This is a genomic window from Saccharopolyspora sp. NPDC045839 (assembly GCF_056431645.1).
In genome coordinates, this window is record NZ_JBWKKH010000001.1 from 600487 (window position 1) to 616226 (window position 15740).

The 15740-nt window shown below is 69.3% G+C and carries 13 protein-coding genes; 7 read left to right on the forward strand and 6 right to left on the reverse strand.

Annotated elements, in window-relative coordinates; genetic code table 11:
• Positions 1-106 precede the first annotated feature (106 nt).
• The gene (locus AC07EQ_RS02365) at positions 107-805 is read left to right on the forward strand and encodes a FadR/GntR family transcriptional regulator (protein WP_478386136.1); all 699 of its coding nucleotides are present in this window, start codon (positions 107-109) and stop codon (positions 803-805) included.
• Between the two features lie 157 nt (positions 806-962).
• Here the strand turns inward: AC07EQ_RS02365 and AC07EQ_RS02370 are convergent, their stop codons facing one another.
• Entirely contained in the window at positions 963-2015 is a 1053-nt protein-coding gene (locus AC07EQ_RS02370) for an Lrp/AsnC family transcriptional regulator (RefSeq protein WP_478386137.1), read from the reverse strand.
• A gap of 117 nt (positions 2016-2132) precedes the next feature.
• Between AC07EQ_RS02370 and AC07EQ_RS02375 the strand changes: the two genes are divergently transcribed.
• Together AC07EQ_RS02375 and AC07EQ_RS02380 are read left to right on the forward strand one after the other, a co-directional pair.
• A complete protein-coding gene (locus tag AC07EQ_RS02375; RefSeq protein WP_478386138.1) occupies positions 2133-3656 on the forward strand; it encodes an AbgT family transporter in 1524 nt (507 codons plus the stop codon).
• Positions 3657-3673: 17 nt separating this feature from the next.
• Positions 3674-4930, forward strand: coding sequence for an amidohydrolase (locus tag AC07EQ_RS02380; RefSeq protein WP_478386139.1), 1257 nt, complete (start codon positions 3674-3676; stop codon positions 4928-4930).
• A gap of 20 nt (positions 4931-4950) precedes the next feature.
• Here AC07EQ_RS02380 and AC07EQ_RS02385 read toward each other — a convergent pair whose 3' ends face one another.
• Both AC07EQ_RS02385 and AC07EQ_RS02390 read right to left on the reverse strand, forming a co-directional pair.
• Entirely contained in the window at positions 4951-5157 is a 207-nt protein-coding gene (locus tag AC07EQ_RS02385) for a hypothetical protein (RefSeq protein ID WP_478386140.1), read from the reverse strand.
• 210 nt (positions 5158-5367) lie between these two features.
• Positions 5368-6000, reverse strand: a complete 633-nt coding sequence (locus AC07EQ_RS02390) for a TetR/AcrR family transcriptional regulator (protein ID WP_478386141.1) — start codon at positions 5998-6000, stop codon at positions 5368-5370.
• Positions 6001-6066: 66 nt separating this feature from the next.
• Here AC07EQ_RS02390 and AC07EQ_RS02395 point away from each other — a divergent pair, with 66 nt between their 5' ends.
• The 4 genes from AC07EQ_RS02395 to AC07EQ_RS02410 all read left to right on the forward strand — a co-directional run bounded on the left by AC07EQ_RS02395 (position 6067) and on the right by AC07EQ_RS02410 (position 11576).
• Positions 6067-6888: a class I SAM-dependent methyltransferase gene (locus AC07EQ_RS02395; protein ID WP_478386142.1), complete on the forward strand. Its 822-nt coding sequence runs from the start codon at positions 6067-6069 to the stop codon at positions 6886-6888.
• A gap of 172 nt (positions 6889-7060) precedes the next feature.
• Positions 7061-8797, forward strand: a complete 1737-nt coding sequence (locus tag AC07EQ_RS02400) for a WXG100 family type VII secretion target (RefSeq protein ID WP_478386143.1) — start codon at positions 7061-7063, stop codon at positions 8795-8797.
• Between the two features lie 2 nt (positions 8798-8799).
• Positions 8800-9642 carry a hypothetical protein gene (locus tag AC07EQ_RS02405; RefSeq protein ID WP_478386144.1) on the forward strand — a complete coding sequence of 281 codons (843 nt, stop codon included), beginning with the start codon at positions 8800-8802 and terminating at the stop codon, positions 9640-9642.
• A gap of 86 nt (positions 9643-9728) precedes the next feature.
• The gene (locus AC07EQ_RS02410; RefSeq protein ID WP_478386145.1) at positions 9729-11576 is read left to right on the forward strand and encodes a CocE/NonD family hydrolase; all 1848 of its coding nucleotides are present in this window, start codon (positions 9729-9731) and stop codon (positions 11574-11576) included.
• Positions 11577-11737: 161 nt separating this feature from the next.
• On the opposite strand, the gene AC07EQ_RS02415 is transcribed toward AC07EQ_RS02410, so the two are convergent.
• The 3 genes from AC07EQ_RS02415 to AC07EQ_RS02425 form a co-directional block, all read right to left on the reverse strand.
• A complete protein-coding gene (locus tag AC07EQ_RS02415) occupies positions 11738-13501 on the reverse strand; it encodes an acetyl/propionyl/methylcrotonyl-CoA carboxylase subunit alpha (protein ID WP_478386236.1) in 1764 nt (587 codons plus the stop codon).
• Positions 13502-13570: 69 nt separating this feature from the next.
• The gene (locus AC07EQ_RS02420) at positions 13571-13819 is read right to left on the reverse strand and encodes an acyl-CoA carboxylase subunit epsilon (RefSeq protein WP_478386146.1); all 249 of its coding nucleotides are present in this window, start codon (positions 13817-13819) and stop codon (positions 13571-13573) included.
• Positions 13820-13847: 28 nt separating this feature from the next.
• Complete coding sequence (locus AC07EQ_RS02425) at positions 13848-15488, reverse strand: acyl-CoA carboxylase subunit beta (RefSeq protein WP_478386147.1); 1641 nt, start codon at positions 15486-15488, stop codon at positions 13848-13850.
• Positions 15489-15740 lie beyond the last annotated feature (252 nt).

Consider the following 15740-nt stretch of genomic DNA (forward strand, 5'->3'; position numbering starts at 1 on the left):
CGGCGGCCACGGGCGGTCCTCAGTGGACCGCGGGCTTGACCCGGCGCGGACGGGGCGTTTAGGGTCGCGGGGTTCTGGGCATCTGAAGTCGCGCGAGGGGGTCCGGGTGTCGCTGCCGGAAGAGCTCGCCGAGCGACTGCTCGGGGCGATCATCGACGGCACCCATCCGCCCGGGGTCGCGCTGCCGTCCGAGAGCGAGCTCGCCGAGCAGTTCTCGGTGAGCCGGCTGACCGTCCGCGAGGCCGTCAAGGCGCTCCGGGTGCAGAACGTCGTGCGCATCCAGCGGGGTCGCGGAACCTACGTGAACCCGCCCGCGCAGTGGACCGCGCTGGATCCGATGATCCGGGCCGCCACGGCGCCCCGGTCGAGCCGGGTGGTGTCGGAGAGCCTGATCGACGCGCGCCGGCTGCTGGAGGTCGGGGCCGCCGAGCTCGCCGCCGTCAAGCGGACCGCATCCGACCTGGCGCAGCTGCGGGAACAGCTGCAGGACATGCAGTCCGCCGCCGACACCGACGACGTGGAGCTGTTCGTCGCGGCCGACATCGCCTTCCACAACGCCGTGATGCAGGCGACGGGGAACGCGTTCATCCCGCTGATGTTCGAGCCGTTCGGGCGGCTGCTGGTGGAGGGCCGGCGGGAGACCTCGTCCGTCCGCGAGATCCGTGCCAACGCGATCGAGCACCACACCAGGATCCTGCTCGCGCTGGAGTCGGGAGATCCGGCGACGGCCAGGCAGGCGATGATCGACCACCTCGCGCAGACCTCCGAAGACCTCCGCACCCACGTGATCGACAAGCGCCCCTGACGCTCCGCTGAGCTCCATTCCCAATTTCAGGCAAAACCGGTCCCAGCCCGGGCGTCCAATTTCAGGCAAAATTGGAAGTCCACCCACCCCAGAACCGAAGCCCCAATTTTAGGCAAAATCGCGACGGTCGTCCGAGCCCCGGTTCGCGATTCCAATTTCAGGCAAAATTGGGAGCCTGCTCGCGGGGCCCGAGGCGGAGGTCGGCCCAGGGGTCGGTGGGGACCACCTCGGTGCTGCGGCCGAGGTCGTCCAGCAGGCGGGACTGGCGCTTCAGCTGGTGCAGGGTGATCGCGCGTTCAGCCAGGGACAGCGACGGCAGGCCGGCCGCCAGGCGCTCTTCCAGGTGCTGGCTGTCCTCCGGCGACCGCAGCCAGACGATCATCACCAGGTTGTGCCGTCCCGTCACCGCCGCGCAGAACCGGATCTCCGGCAGCTTCGCCAACGTCCGGCCCACCGCGGCGAGCTCGTCGGGCGGCACGTTCGCCCAGAAGATCGCCGAGATCGGCCAGCCGGTGAGGCTCTGCGCGACCTCGCAGCGGATCGACACCAGGCCGTGGTCCACGAGCCGCACCAGCCTCCGCCGCGCGGTGGACACGCTGGTGCCGGTGAGCGCGGCGAGCTCCGCCACGGAACGACGGCCGTCGACGCTCAGCTCGACGAGCAGGTCGCGATCCTGCTCGGTCAGCACGCCCTGGCGGGCGCGCGGCGGCGCGTGCTCCGCCAACTCGGCGCGCTGTGCGGGGGTGAGCGCGTTCAGCCGCCAGTGCGCGCCCTCGCCGTAGACCGTGGTGGCCGTGTGCACGCTGGTGCGCCGGACGCCGGGATGGTGGCTGAGCTCGTCCAGCACGAACCGGGACAGCGAGGGCAGGCCCCGCGCGCTGATGATCACGAACAGGTCCCGCCCGCTGCCGACGTGGTGCACCGAAACGACCTGCGGCAGCCGCGCGAGCAGCATCGCCAGCCCGTCCCGCTCGGCCGGCAGGCAGTCGATCTCCACGCAGCCGAGCACGTGCGCCGACGGCGCGGTCAGCCGCGCGTACGCGGTCATCCACACCAGGCCTTGCTCGGTGATCCGCTGCCACCGGCGAGCCACCGTGCTCGGGTCGACGCCGAGCACCGCGCCGAGCACCTGCCAGGAGCCGCGCGGGGCGATCTGCACGGCGTTGACCAGGGCCAGGTCCAGTTCATCGAGGATGGACGAATCTTGCATGCATGAACCTTCATGTGACCGTTTCCGGCAATCCAAGCAGCGTGACTGACGGCTTGTCCACCCTTTCCCCACTGCGGGTTCGAGCCCGCGACGAGTTCGACTGCGCCCGGAGATCACATGGACACAGCGCGTACCCGGCCCACCCGACTGGATCGGGTCTTCGCCGGGATCGAACGGCTCGGCAGCCGGATTCCCGAGCCGTTCTTCCTGTTCGTCTACCTGCTGACCGCGCTGGCGGTGATCTCCACCGCGGTGGCGGCGTTCGGCGTCACCGTCGAGGTGCCGGGCAAACCCGAGCCGATCCCGGTGCGCGCGGTGCTCAGCACCGAGGGCCTGGTGTGGTTCCTGACGAACTTCGTGGACAACTTCATCGGCTTCCCGCCGCTGGGCACGGTGCTGGCGATGATGCTCGTCGTCGGATTCGCCGAGCGGACCGGGTTCCTGACCGCCGCGGTCACGCTCGTCTTCGGCCGCGCGCCGCGCTGGCTGCTGCCCTACGTGGTGGCGTTCGTGGCGTGCCAGGCGCACGTGATGTCCGATCCGTCGCTGATCGTCATCCCGCCGCTGGCGGCGCTGATGTTCAAGGCCGCCGGGCGGCACCCGGTGGCCGGCCTGATCGGCGCTTTCGCCTGCGGCGCAACGGGTTACGCGGGCGGTATCCTGGTCGGTTCGCTGGACGGGCTGCTGGAGGGCATCACGCGCAAGGCGCTGCAGATCGCGCCGCTGGCCACCGAGGTGGACACCCACATCGCGATGAACTACTTCTTCGCCGCGACCGCGGGCCTGCTGCTCCCGCTGGTCGGCGGGTTCCTGATCGACCGGGTGCTGGAGCCGCGGCTCGGGCCGTGGATCGACCCTGACGGCGAGCAGATCGCGGAACTGACCGCGCGGCAGCGCAAGGGCGTGTGGCGGGCGTTCGCGGTGCTCGCCGGTTACGTCGTGCTCGCGTTCGCCACCTGGCTGCTGCCCGGCAGCTTCCTGCGCGGCAACGGCGGCGCGCTGGTGCCCTCGCCGTTCCTGGAGAGCATCGTCCCGCTGATCATCATCGCCTTCCTGCTGGCCGGGCTGGTCTACGGGCGCACCGCGGGCACCGTCGCCGAGCGCGCGGACGTGCCGCGGATGATGACCGAGACGGTCAAGGACATGGCCGGCTACATCGTGTTCATCTTCGTCGCGGCGCAGTTCATCGCCCTGTTCACCTGGTCGAACCTGGGCACGCTGATCGCCGTCGGCGCCGCCGACGGGCTGCGGGCCGCGAACATGACGGGCTTCCCGGCGATCCTCGTGATGGTGCTGCTGGCGACGGTGGCGAACCTGTTCGTCACCTCGGGTTCGGCGCTGTGGTCGCTGCTGGCACCGGTGATGATCCCGGCGTTCACCATCCTCGGCTACGACCCGGCGTTCATCCAGGCGGCGTACCGGATCGGCGACTCGACCACGCAGGCGGTCAGCCCGCTCAACGCCTACGTCTACATCCTGCTGAGCGTGAACCGGAAGTACCAGCCGGAGACGCAGCTGGGCACCCTGCTGGCCCGGTTGAGCGTCTTCGTGCTCCCGTTCTTCGCGGTGTGGCTGCTGATCCTCGCGGTGTTCTACTTCTTCGACCTGCCGGTGGGACCTGGCGCCGGCATCCGGCTGTGACCGTCTACAAAGGAGAGATGATGCAGTTCGACGAGCTCGTGGCGCTGCGGCGCGACTTCCACCGGTACGCCGAGCCCGCGTTCCTGGAGATCCGCACGTCCAGCATCGTCGCGTCGCGACTGCGGGCGCTGGGCCTGGAGCCGCTGACCGGCCGGGCCGCGATGCGGGCGGACACCGTGGTCGACTACCCGACCGCCGAGCGGCGCGAGCTGTTCGCGGAGCGGGCCGTGAGCACCGGCGCCGACGCCGCGGGCGTCGAGCACGCCGCCGAGTTCGGCACGGCGGTGATCGCCGAGGTCGAGGGCAACCGGCCGGGTCCGGTGTGGGGCCTGCGGTTCGACATGGACGCCCTGCCGCTGGCGGAGTCCGACAGCCCGGAACACACCCCGGCGGCAGGGGGATTCCGCTGCGACTACGGCGCGATGCACGCCTGCGCGCACGACAGCCACACCGCCATCGGCCTCAGCCTGGCGAGCCGATTGGCGGCGAACAACGACTTCGCGGGCACGGCCAGGTTCCTGTTCCAGCCCGCCGAGGAGGGCGGCCGCGGGGCCGCGTCGATGATCGCCGCCGGGGCGGCCGAAGGCATCGACCGGTTCGTCGCGGTGCACCTCGGGCTCGACGAGCCGGCGGGGAGGGTCAGCGGCGGGATCCAGGGCCTGCTCGCGACCACCAAGATGCGCGCCAGGTTCACCGGCACGGCCGCGCACGCCGCGGGAGCGCCGGAGCAGGGCGCGAACGCGCTGATCACGGCGGCGAGCGCGCTGCTCAACGTGATGGCGCTGCCGCGGTACTCCACCGCGGACACCCGGATCAACGTGGGCACGCTGCACGGCGGCGACAACGTCAACATCGTGCCGTCGTGGGCGGAGATGACGCTGGAGGCGCGGTCCACGGACTCCGACGTGAGCGCGAACCTGACCGAGCGCATCAAGACCACGCTGCGCGGTTCCGGCGCGATGCACGGCGTCGCCGTGGACGTCGTCGAGACCGGCGGATCGGCCACAATGGACTGCGACGCCGAACTGGTGGACACCATCGACCAGATCGCCGCGGAGCTCTCCGACGCCGGAACCACCGACGGGTTCAAGCAGATGGGCGGCAGCGACGACGCGAGCCTGTTCGCCCGCGAGGTCCAGCGAGCAGGAGGCATCGCCACCTACATGACGGTCGGCGGCGGGAACACGGCGCCGCACCACAACCCGCTGTTCGACATCGACGAGTCGGCGATGCCGGTCGCCCTCGACGTCCTGGAACACCTCATCCGCCGCTGATCGGGTGAACGTCCGCAATTTCAATGGAAATCAGAGGTCCGATTTCCATTGAAATTGCGGAAGTTGTCCACAGACGTCGGCGTGTTCGGGTGCGACACGCCGATGATCCCCAGTTTCAATTGAAACTGGGGATCCGGTTCCATTGAGCCTTTTTCATCCTGGCCGGCCCGCAGCCCCGGGCCGCAAAGCGGCACCTCGATGGGACGTCGCATGCGTCGCAGGCGCATAGCCCACCTACGACACCGGCACCGCCGCGGGTTCACCGTGCCCACCCCTCCGGGGTTCTCCCGGCAGGACGGCCCCTCCGCCGTGTATTGGACATACATCAGGAGGGGCACCCACAGACCAGGAAGCCTCTGAGGTTCCGCCACCCGCACCGCCACGCACAACGAGGCCGGAAAAACCTCATTGAAATTGCGGCACCCGGCGAACAGGAGTCAGCTCCCGCAGAGCTGCGCGCGCAGGAGCTCGAAGACCCACTGCTCCCACTGCTCCGGCTTCCAGCCGCGATCGCGCACCACGAGCAGGTAGAGCTCGGGGCTGAGCAGCGCGAACAGCACGTCAGCGGCCTGCTCCGCGGACACGTCGGCGCGCGCTCCCGGCTTCACGACGAGGGCCTCGGCAGCGGCGGTCTGGACGGTGAAGCGCGGGTCGGGCCCCTGCGGCCACAGCTCGGTGACCTCGGGTTCGGTCGCGGCGGCGATGCGCAGCACCTCGGTGATCGCCGCGACCCGCTCCATGATCAGCCGCGTGCCCGCGACGTGCGCCCGCAGCTGGGCCTCCGCAGTCTCGGCTTCGAGGGCCTCGCGGAACCACGGCCGGTCCATCGTCGCGATCGGCTCGTCGTCGCCCGCGACGGCGGTGTCCACGACCTCCTTCAGCAGGTTCCGCTTGTTGCGGAAGGTGAAGTAGATGGTCTGCACGGCGACGCCGGCCCGGTCGGCGATGTCCTGCAGCGGCGTCGCGCCGTAACCGCGCTCGACGAACAGCTCTCCGGCGGCCTGCAGCATCCGCAGCCGCGTCTGCCTGGCCTTCTCGGCCCGCTTGCCGCCCTTGTTGACCGGACTCATGACCGGAGTCTATAACTAGAGCCGTTCTCTAGAGTTGAACTCTAGTCAATTCGGAAGGAGCCACCGATGCGATCCGTGGCCAACACCCGGCAGGCCGAGGCGTGGAACGGCTGGGAAGGCGAGCTCTGGGCGGCGAACTCCAACCGCTACGATGGGATGCTCGACGACTTCAACGGCCCGCTGTTCGCTGCCGCCGAGATCGGCGAGACCCACCAGGTCCTCGACGTCGGATGCGGAACCGGGCACACCACGCGACTGGCGGCCGGGCTCGCGGCACGAGCCGTCGGCGTGGACATCTCGGCCCCCATGCTGGCCCGCGCCCGCGCCGACGCGGCGGGCATCCCGAACATCGAGTTCGTGCAGGGCGACGCCCAGGTCCACCCGTTCCCGGCCGGCGGGTTCGACGTGGCCATCAGCCGGGGCGGCGTGATGTTCTTCGCCGATCCGGTAGCCGGATTCGCCAACATCCGCCGCAGCCTCCAGCCCGGCGGACGACTGGCGTTCATCACTCCGACCGCCCCCAATCCCGACGGCGACTACGCCCGCGCGACCGCAGCCCTGGCCGAGTTCCTCCGCGGCCCGTCCCCGGCGGCGCGCGGCATGATGTCCCTGGTCGCCCCGGACCGAATCCGCGAGGTGCTCACCGAAGCCGGGTTCGGCGACATCACCATCGACCGGACCGAAGCCACGGAAACGCTCGGCGCGAACGCGGCCGACGCCGCCGAGTTCGTGTGCTCGCTGGGCCCGGTCCAGTTCAACCTCCAAGACGTCCAGAAATCCACTGTGGACCGGATCCGGGACGAGGTGCGCGCCGGATTCGAGCCGTACGAAACCCCGCGGGGAGTCCAGGTCCGCGGCACGGTCTGGCTCGTCCGGGCAACGAGTTGATCGTTCCAGAGCGGCGAATTCGACGTGGCCATCAGCAGGTTCGGAGTGATGTTCTTCGCCGCCGAACACCCTCGACGAACGGCCTTCCTGATCACAGTTCGCCGAAACCGGTTGATCACCGGTTGTGCGTGCCCTAGGACTGCGTGGGTGCCGCAGTTCTAGGGGGAATGGGATGGACCGGTTCGCTGTCCGCTACGCCGCGATCGGCGAGGCGTGGGAGAGCGTCCGCAACGCAACCGGGCAGGTCCGGACGAAGCTGGCGGACCTCGACGGATCACTCGGGCCGCTGCGGGCGTCCTGGACCGGACAGGCCGCGGAGTCCTTCGAGATCGCCCGCGCGACGTGGGTACGCGAAGCCGAGGAGATGACCGAGTTCCTCGACGGCATGGCCGACCTGCTGTCGCTGATCGACGAGAACTACCGCAGCGCGCACCAGGCGAACCTGGCCATCTGGGACTCCCCCACCGGTTCGTCGGGCGGGTCCTCCACCGTGCCCATGTCGGCAGGGTCGGCCGGCGGGCCCGGCGGTGAAGTCGACGTCTCCATCGAGGAGCTGCGCCGAGCCGCGCGGTCGTTCCACGGACTCCAGCAGCAGCTGGCCGACAACATGGGCTGGATCAGCCGGAACCTGCACGGCAGCGCCACCGGCATGGCCGGAGCCGACCCGGTGCTAGCCCCGTGGCGCACCCTCTACGACGAAACAGCGCGGGCGGTTTGGGCGGTGCTCGGCGCAGCCACCGATCTGCTGGGCGGCGTCGCGCAGGGCATGACCGACACCGGCAACAACTACGTCGACTCCGAAGAAGCCTCCACCGCCGGACACGGCGCCGCGCTGCCGGAACGACTGCCGCAGCTCCCGGTCGACACCGTCAGCCCCGGCCCCGAACCGCCACCCAGCGGCTCCGGCGCCCCCGCGCAGGCCCTGGAGGACTGGGGCTACGAGTACTGGCCCGATGCCGACCCAGCGAAGCTCATGTACGCCCACAAGGAGTGGGCGAGCCTCCGCACAGCACTGACGGAGGTGTCGCGATCCGGTGACGCCCTTGTCGACGGCTTGGTCGAGACCAACCACGGCGAGGTCTTCGACCGCATCCGCCAGTACTGGGCTTCCAAGTCTCAGTTGTGCGGAACCTCGGAAATCCTGCCAGTGCTCACCTCTGCTTGTAGTGCGCTGAGCCAGTCGTGCCTGACGCTGTACAAGGCGGTGCGCAACGCTCAGAACAGCATCACGAAGCTCTACGAGTCGCTGGACGATCTGGATTTCTTCTCAGCACTTGGCCTTGTGCGGAAATTTGGGCTCGCCAAGCTCGCAGAAATGGGCTACGAGATCGGCAGGTACGCGTCCATCGAATACATCACCCCCAAGATCAAGGATCTGTACGAGCACGAGCGCGGTGAAGCTATGCTCGTGCTGACCAACGGCGTCTCCGACCGACTGCAGGACTGGGCACACAATGCTGAAGCGGTCACTCTGGAGTCCGAGCGACGGGCCTACGAGCAGGCAGACCATGGACTCGAACAGCACCTCGCCACCGCGCCGTACGACGCCTGGGCGGGCGTTGACGAACCCCACCCCGACCCGGCATCCGTGCACATCACGGCTGAACGGAAGACGCACATCCTCTACAGCGACCAGACCGGTGGTGGTCACCTCGCCGGGATCGGAAGGCCGGGCAAGACAGAATTTCCGCCACCTCCACCGTGGAACGAGCCGTACGTCGTGAACCAGATTCAGGACGTGGCGAAGAACCCAGACAGCCCACCGTTCAAGCAGAACAACGGGACCTGGAAGGTCGCCGGAGTCCGGGATGGCGTCCTCATCGAAGCAGTAATCAGAGAAGACGGCTACGTGGTAACCGCATACCCAAGAAGCGGCCCCGGCGTGAATCAGAACCCACGAAAGCTGTGATCATGGACGAGATCGAATTCATGAATCGAACCGATGACCTTCTTCATGGAATGCGCGAGCGCTTGTCCGACAGGGACTACGACTCCATGTGCGGCGCAGCACACGCCGGTGAACATGGCGAAGTTCTCGACAACCTTCTAGCTTTCCTAAAGAACACAGGAACCCCTGTTTCACGACAAGAACGCGATGAGCTGCGCGCCGTCATGGGCTTCTATCAACTCCCGGTCAAGATGTACGACTTCATCAACGACTGGGAGAACATCGTAGCGTCACTAAACGTCGTCGATGATGCGCCGGAGCGCGACGAGCCAGAGCCGCCAGTTGCGTCCGGACCGTCGGTGATCGTCCACGAGAACCCCGACTTCGGTCGCACGTTGCGAACCCAGGTCGGGTTGCACGTCGACCTGCCGCCCACGTTGTACGAGCCGTTCGTGGACCACTTCACCGCCGCCGTCGGAGTCGGCGTCGAGATCAACCTCGCCCGCACCAACCCCGACGAGTACCTGCGGAGCGGGAAGGTCCACAAACCCACCGAGGTGGAAGCGAACTTCGTTCCCCTGATGATCCAGGCGATCAGCGACGGCTCCATCTGGGGCGGCGGCATCCTGCTGCGCGGTTTCGAGCAGTGGTGGACCAAGAAGCGCTCCGACGCCGAAAACCTGATCCGGCAGCTTCCCACGGTCCTAGCGGCGGAGCAGCTCGGCGACGACAACTTCCACATAGCCCTCGCGGACATGTCATCGTCCACTGTGGAGCAGGTCCTCACCGTGCTGACCGAATCGAAGATCGAGGAAATCCTCGGTGCCGTCCCACCCATCCCGGTGTTCAAATACCCGCCGATGTGACGACCGCCAGTGACCTGCAGTCCGGGCGGCCCACGTAACCCGGTGCGGCTCTGGTCGTTGATCTCCCGAACCTCCGGGAGGTCTTCATGCGCCGCTCCGCGCTGGCTCTGCTTCTCGCCCTGGCGACCGTCTTCGCCGGGTTGACCACCGCCGAAACCAGTTCCGCTCGGCCCGCTTGGGCTCCTCGTGGCGAGGAGTATCCCGCCACCGTCACCGAAGCCGACGTCTCCATCCCGATGTCCGACGGCGTCGTCCTGCGCGGCGACGTGCAGCGTCCCGCCGACGCCGACGGTCGGCCCATCGACGGCCGCTTCCCCGTGCTGCTGACCATCACCGCCTACAACAAGACCGTGCTCAACGGTCCTGCCTCCGCCGCGCTCGGCGACCCGGGTTACTTCGTCAAGCGCGGGTACGTGCAGGTCACCGTCGATGCGCGCGGCACCGGCGGTTCCGGTGGTTCCTGGGCCGCTTTCAGCGCTCGGGAGAACACCGATGCCGGTGAGATCGTCGACTGGGCCGCCTCTTCCGAGCGGCCTTGGAGCAGCGGTTCGGTGGGCATGCACGGCGCTTCCTACATGGGCATCAGCCAGCTCTTCGCCGCCGCCGAGCGGCCCGCCGGGCTGAAGGCGATCTTCCCGCAGGTCCCCGCCGCGGACACCTACCGGGACGTGGTCGCCTCCGGCGGCGCTCTCGACGTCGGGTTCATCCCGCTGTGGCTGGGCCTGGTCACCGGCACCGGGCTGATCCCACCCGCCTACGGCGCCGGCGAGCCGGACAACGCGCTGCAGATGTACCTCTCGCGAGTGCAGGGCGCCACCGGGTTCACCGCGCCGATGCTGCTGTCCGCGACGCTGGGGCTGGACTCCGCCTTCGACGGGCCGTTCTACGCCGAGCGGTCACCGGTCAACGTGCTCGACCGCATCGACGTGCCCACCTTCCTCGTCGGCGGCGAGTACGACCTGTTCCAGCGCGGCACGCCGATGGTGTTCGACCGGCTCCGGGAGCGCGGCGTCCCGGCGAAGATGATCTTCGGCCCGTGGGACCACCTGCAGGGCAGCACCGGCGCCGGGATCGGCGAAGCCGGGCACGGCACGCTGCAGGAGCTCCAGCTGCGCTGGTTCGACCGCTATGTGCGAGGGCTGCCCGACCCGGCCCTGGACGCCGACATCCCGCCGCTGACCTGGCACGAGATCAACTCCGGCGAGTGGCACCACGCGCAGGACTGGATCGACGAGCAGCGCGCCACCACGTTCCAGCTCTCCGGCACCTCTTTCCCCGGCGCACCAGGAAAACTGGTCGCCGAGGGCGCCGAGCAAGGGCAGAGCACCATCGCACCCGTCCCGGTCTCCGGGCTCTGCACCCGCTCGGCCAACCAGTGGACGGCCGGGCTGCCCAACGCCGTCGGGATCTCGCGGCTGTGCGAGGACAACCGGTGGAACGACTTGTCCGGCGCGGTCTTCGAAACCGAACCGATGGCGCAACCCCTGCGGATGCGCGGTCCGATCAACGCACGGCTGCACACCTCGACGCCGACCGGCAACGGCATGCTGTCGGTATCGGTGTCGTCGGTGTCGCCGACCGGCGAGGTCAACCGGCTCACCGGCGGCTGGCAGGTGCTGTCGCACCGGACGCTGGACGAAGAGCGCTCGCGCCACCTCGACGGGCAGCTGATCCAGCCGTACCACCCGTTCACCAAGGACACGCAGAACCTGTTGCAACCAGGGGAAATCGCGCCGGTTGACGTGGAGGTCTTCCCCACCGGCGCGATGATCCCGGCCGGTCACCGGCTGCGGATCTCCGTGCAGGCCTTCGACGTGCCGCACCTCCTGCCGACGCTGCGCGACCTGCCGGCGGCGCTGTCGCCGCTGACCATCCACAACTCCGCGCAGCACCCCTCGCAGATCACGCTGCCGGTGATTCCCACGACCAGGTGAATTTATCCAGGTGAAGGGCACCCAGCCGGGTCCGGCCCGTTCGGGGATCCGCAATTTCAATGGAAATTGGACCTCCAATTTCCATTGAAATTGCGGAAGAAGTGCCCCGATCGGAGGTGGACCTGGTCGAGGGGCCCTTCACCCGTCACATGGAAAGTGGGTCAGTCCTTCAGCTCGCAGAGCGTGGTGCCCTGGGTCACCGAGTCGCCCGGCTGCGCCGACAGGCCCGTCACCGTGCCGGCCTTATGGGCCGTCACCGGGTTCTCCATCTTCATCGCTTCCAGCACCGCGATCAGGTCGCCCGCCGCGACCTCCTGGCCGTCGGCCACCGCGACCTTCACGATCGTGCCCTGCATCGGCGCGGTCACCGCGTCGCCGGACTCCGCCGCACCGGCCTTGCCCGCGGAACGCTTGCGCGGCTTCGCCTTCGCCGCCGGGGACGCCGACGAGACCGCCAGCTCCGCAGGCAGCGAGACCTCCAGGCGGCGGCCGCCGACCTCGACGGTGATCGTCTGCCGCGCCTCCGGCTCCTCCGCCTCGACGCCGCCGGTGAACGGCTCGATGTTGTTGTCGAACTCCGTCTCGATCCACCGGGTGTGCACGGTGAAGCCGTCGGCCCCGACGAACGCCGGGTCGCGGACGATCTCGCGGTGGAACGGCAGCACCGTGGCCATGCCCTCCACGACCATCTCGTCCAGCACCCGCCGCGAGCGCTCCAGCGCCTGCTGCCGGTCCACGCCGGTGACGATCACCTTCGCCAGCAGCGAGTCGAACTGGCCGCCGATCACGCTGCCCGACTCGACGCCTGCGTCCACCCGGACGCCCGGGCCGTGCGGCGCGACGAAGCGGGTCACGGTGCCCGGCGCGGGCAGGAAGTTGCGGCCCGCGTCCTCACCGTTGATCCGGAACTCGATGGAGTGGCCGCGCGGCTCGGGGTCGGCCGTGATCCGCAGCTTCTCACCGGCGGCGATGCGGAACTGCTCGCGCACCAGGTCCAGGCCCGTGGTCTCCTCCGACACCGGGTGCTCCACCTGCAGGCGGGTGTTGACCTCCAGGAACGAGATCGTCCCGTCCAGGCCCACCAGGAACTCCACGGTGCCCGCGCCGTAGTAGCCGGCCTCGGCGCAGATGGCGCGCGCCGCCTCGTGGATGGTGCGGTGCTGGTCGTCGCTGAGGAACGGCGCCGGGGCCTCCTCGACGAGCTTCTGGTGCCGCCGCTGCAGCGAGCAGTCGCGGGTGCCCACGACCACCACGTTGCCGTGCTGGTCGGCGAGGACCTGCGCCTCGACGTGCCGCGGCCGGTCCAGGTAGCGCTCCACGAAGCACTCGCCGCGACCGAACGCCGTCTCGGCCTCGCGCACCGCCGAGGCGTACAGCTCGGGGATCTCCTCCAGCGTCCGGGCGACCTTCAGGCCCCGGCCGCCGCCGCCGAACGCGGCCTTGATGGCCACCGGCAGCCCGTGCTCCTCGGCGAAGGCGACGACCTCGTCGGCGCCGTTGACCGGGTCCTTGGTCCCCGGCACCAGCGGCGCGCCCGCGCGGGTCGCGATGTGCCGGGCGGTGACCTTGTCGCCGAGGTCGCGGATCGCCTGCGGCGACGGCCCGATCCAGATCAGGCCCGCGTCGAGCACCGCCTGGGCGAACTCGGCGTTCTCCGACAGGAAGCCGTAGCCGGGGTGCACGGCGTCGGCCTCGGCGCGCTTGGCGACGTCGATGATCTTGTCGATGTTCAGGTACGACTCGCCGGGCGTCGAACCGCCCAGCGCGAAGGCCTCGTCGGCCAGCCGCACGAACACCGCGTCGGCGTCCGGCTCGGCGTACACGGCGACGGAGGCGATGCCCTCGTCCTTGCAGGCGCGGATCACCCGCACCGCGATCTCACCGCGGTTGGCGACCAGAACCTTGCTGATCGGCGTCACGTCCACAGTGGTCAACTCCTCATTTCCCGGCGCGACGCCGGACGGCTGGCGAAAACTTGTTGGTGGGCAACGACATCAGCCCGGGAGGGCCGATGCGCGCCAAGCGTGCGGGCCGGGGCGCAGCGGCCGGCGGCCCGCCGGGTGGCGCAGCGCGGCGGACCGGTCGCCCCACAGCGACATCGGCCGCTGCTGCGGCTCGGCCGCGACGTTCGCGGCGGCCAGGCCGCTCAGCGCCGCGGTCAGCGCGGCGATCTCGGCGTCGTCGGGATTGCCGCGCACGATGCGCAGCACCGGACGCTCCTCCGGCGTCGCGTCCTGGCTCATCTGGCACCTCCTCGCAAGTGGGACGACGTCACAGCGGGATGTTGCCGTGCTTCTTCGCGGGCAGGCTGGCGCGCTTGTCGCGCAGCATCCGCAGCGATCGCGCCACGTACCCGCGGGTGTAGGACGGCGGGATCACCGAGTCGACGTAGCCGCGTTCGGCGGCCACGTACGGGTTGCAGAGGGTGTCCTCGTACTCCTGCTGCAGCTGCGCCCGCGTGGCCTCGACGTCCTCGCCGTTCTCGGCCGCTTCGGCGAGCTGCCGCCGGTAGAGGATGTTCACCGCGCCCTGCGCGCCCATGACCGCGATCTGCGCGGTCGGCCACGCCAGGTTGACGTCCGCGCCCAGGTGCTTGGAGCCCATCACGTCGTAGGCGCCGCCGTAGGCCTTGCGGGTGATCACGGTGACCAGCGGGACGGTGGCCTCGGCGTAGGCGTACAGCAGCTTCGCGCCGCGCCGGATGATGCCGTTCCACTCCTGATCGGTGCCCGGCAGGAAGCCCGGCACGTCCACGAAGGTCAGCACCGGGATGTTGAAGGCGTCGCAGGTGCGGACGAACCGCGCGGCCTTCTCGCTGGCGTCGATGTCCAGGGTGCCGGCGAACTGGGTGGGCTGGTTGGCGACCACGCCCACCGGGTGGCCTTCGATGCGCCCGTAGCCGGTGATGATGTTCGGCGCGAACAGCGCCCCGACCTCCAGGAACTCCTCGTCGTCGACGACGCGGGAGATGACCTGGAGCATGTCGTAGGGCTGGTTCGGCGAGTCCGGGACCAGCGCGTCCAGCTCGCGGTCGGCATCGGTGATCGACTCGGCGATCGAGCCAGTTCCGGTCTCGGGACCGTCGAACACCGGCGCCTCGGCCAGGTTGTTGCTGGGCAGGAACGACAGCAGCTCCTTGACGTAGGCGATGGCGTCCGCCTCGTCGGTGGCCAGGTAGTGCGCGTTGCCGGAGCGCGAGTTGTGGGTGCGCGCGCCGCCGAGCTCCTCGAAGGTCACGTCCTCGCCGGTGACCGTCTTGATGACGTCGGGGCCGGTGATGAACATGTGCGACGTCTGGTCGACCATCACCGTGAAGTCGGTGATCGCCGGCGAGTACACCGCGCCGCCCGCGCACGGGCCCATGATCAGCGAGATCTGCGGGATCACGCCGGAGGCGTGGGTGTTGCGCTTGAAGATCTCGGCGTACAGGCCCAGCGCCGCGACGCCCTCCTGGATGCGCGCGCCGCCGGAGTCGTTGATGCCGATCAGCGGGCAGCCGGTCTTCAGCGCCAGGTCCATGACCTTGACGATCTTCTCGCCGAACACCTCGCCCAGCGACCCGCCGAAGATGGTGAAGTCCTGGGAGAACACGCACACCTTGCGGCCGTCGACGGTGCCGTAGCCGGTCACCACGCCGTCGCCGTAGGGGCGGTTCGCGTCCATGCCGAAGTTCGTGGAGCGGTGCCGCGCGTGCTCGTCGATCTCCACGAACGAACCCGGGTCCAGCAGCATGTCGATGCGCTCGCGGGCGGTGTTCTTGCCCTTCGCGTGCTGCTTGGCCACCGCGCGCGCCGAGCCGGCGTGCACCGCCTCGTCATTCCGCCGGTACAGATCCGCCAGCTTCCCGGCGGTCGTGTGGATGTCCGGCACGTCCACCGGCGGCTGACCGACCGGCTCCGTCGCGCTGCTCATGCAACCAACCTGTCCTCGTTACCTGCTCGGCTCCAGTGTCTGCCGCCCGCCCGCGATGTTCCAGGCCCGGAACCCGGTGACGCGCCTCGGCGCGTGGCAGCCGGTTCGTCACCCCAAGGCCGGGCGCGGCGTGCGTGCTGGCAGACCTGGTCAGCGCGGAGCCTAATGCGGCGCGACGACCGAAGTCAATTTCGAAGTGAGCTGCCCCTAGTCCGCCCAGGCCAGGCAATCGAGCATTCTCCTGCGGGGATG

Coding starts and splice junctions, on each gene's coding strand:
- AC07EQ_RS02370 (WP_478386137.1), bottom strand. CDS start 2,015: ATGCAAGATTCGTCCATCCTCGATGAACTGGACCTGGCCCTGGTCAAC.
- AC07EQ_RS02375 (WP_478386138.1), top strand. CDS start 2,133: ATGGACACAGCGCGTACCCGGCCCACCCGACTGGATCGGGTCTTCGCC.
- AC07EQ_RS02380 (WP_478386139.1), top strand. CDS start 3,674: ATGATGCAGTTCGACGAGCTCGTGGCGCTGCGGCGCGACTTCCACCGG.
- AC07EQ_RS02385 (WP_478386140.1), bottom strand. CDS start 5,157: ATGCGCCTGCGACGCATGCGACGTCCCATCGAGGTGCCGCTTTGCGGC.
- AC07EQ_RS02390 (WP_478386141.1), bottom strand. CDS start 6,000: ATGAGTCCGGTCAACAAGGGCGGCAAGCGGGCCGAGAAGGCCAGGCAG.
- AC07EQ_RS02395 (WP_478386142.1), top strand. CDS start 6,067: ATGCGATCCGTGGCCAACACCCGGCAGGCCGAGGCGTGGAACGGCTGG.
- AC07EQ_RS02400 (WP_478386143.1), top strand. CDS start 7,061: ATGGACCGGTTCGCTGTCCGCTACGCCGCGATCGGCGAGGCGTGGGAG.
- AC07EQ_RS02405 (WP_478386144.1), top strand. CDS start 8,800: ATGGACGAGATCGAATTCATGAATCGAACCGATGACCTTCTTCATGGA.
- AC07EQ_RS02410 (WP_478386145.1), top strand. CDS start 9,729: ATGCGCCGCTCCGCGCTGGCTCTGCTTCTCGCCCTGGCGACCGTCTTC.
- AC07EQ_RS02420 (WP_478386146.1), bottom strand. CDS start 13,819: ATGAGCCAGGACGCGACGCCGGAGGAGCGTCCGGTGCTGCGCATCGTG.
- AC07EQ_RS02425 (WP_478386147.1), bottom strand. CDS start 15,488: ATGAGCAGCGCGACGGAGCCGGTCGGTCAGCCGCCGGTGGACGTGCCG.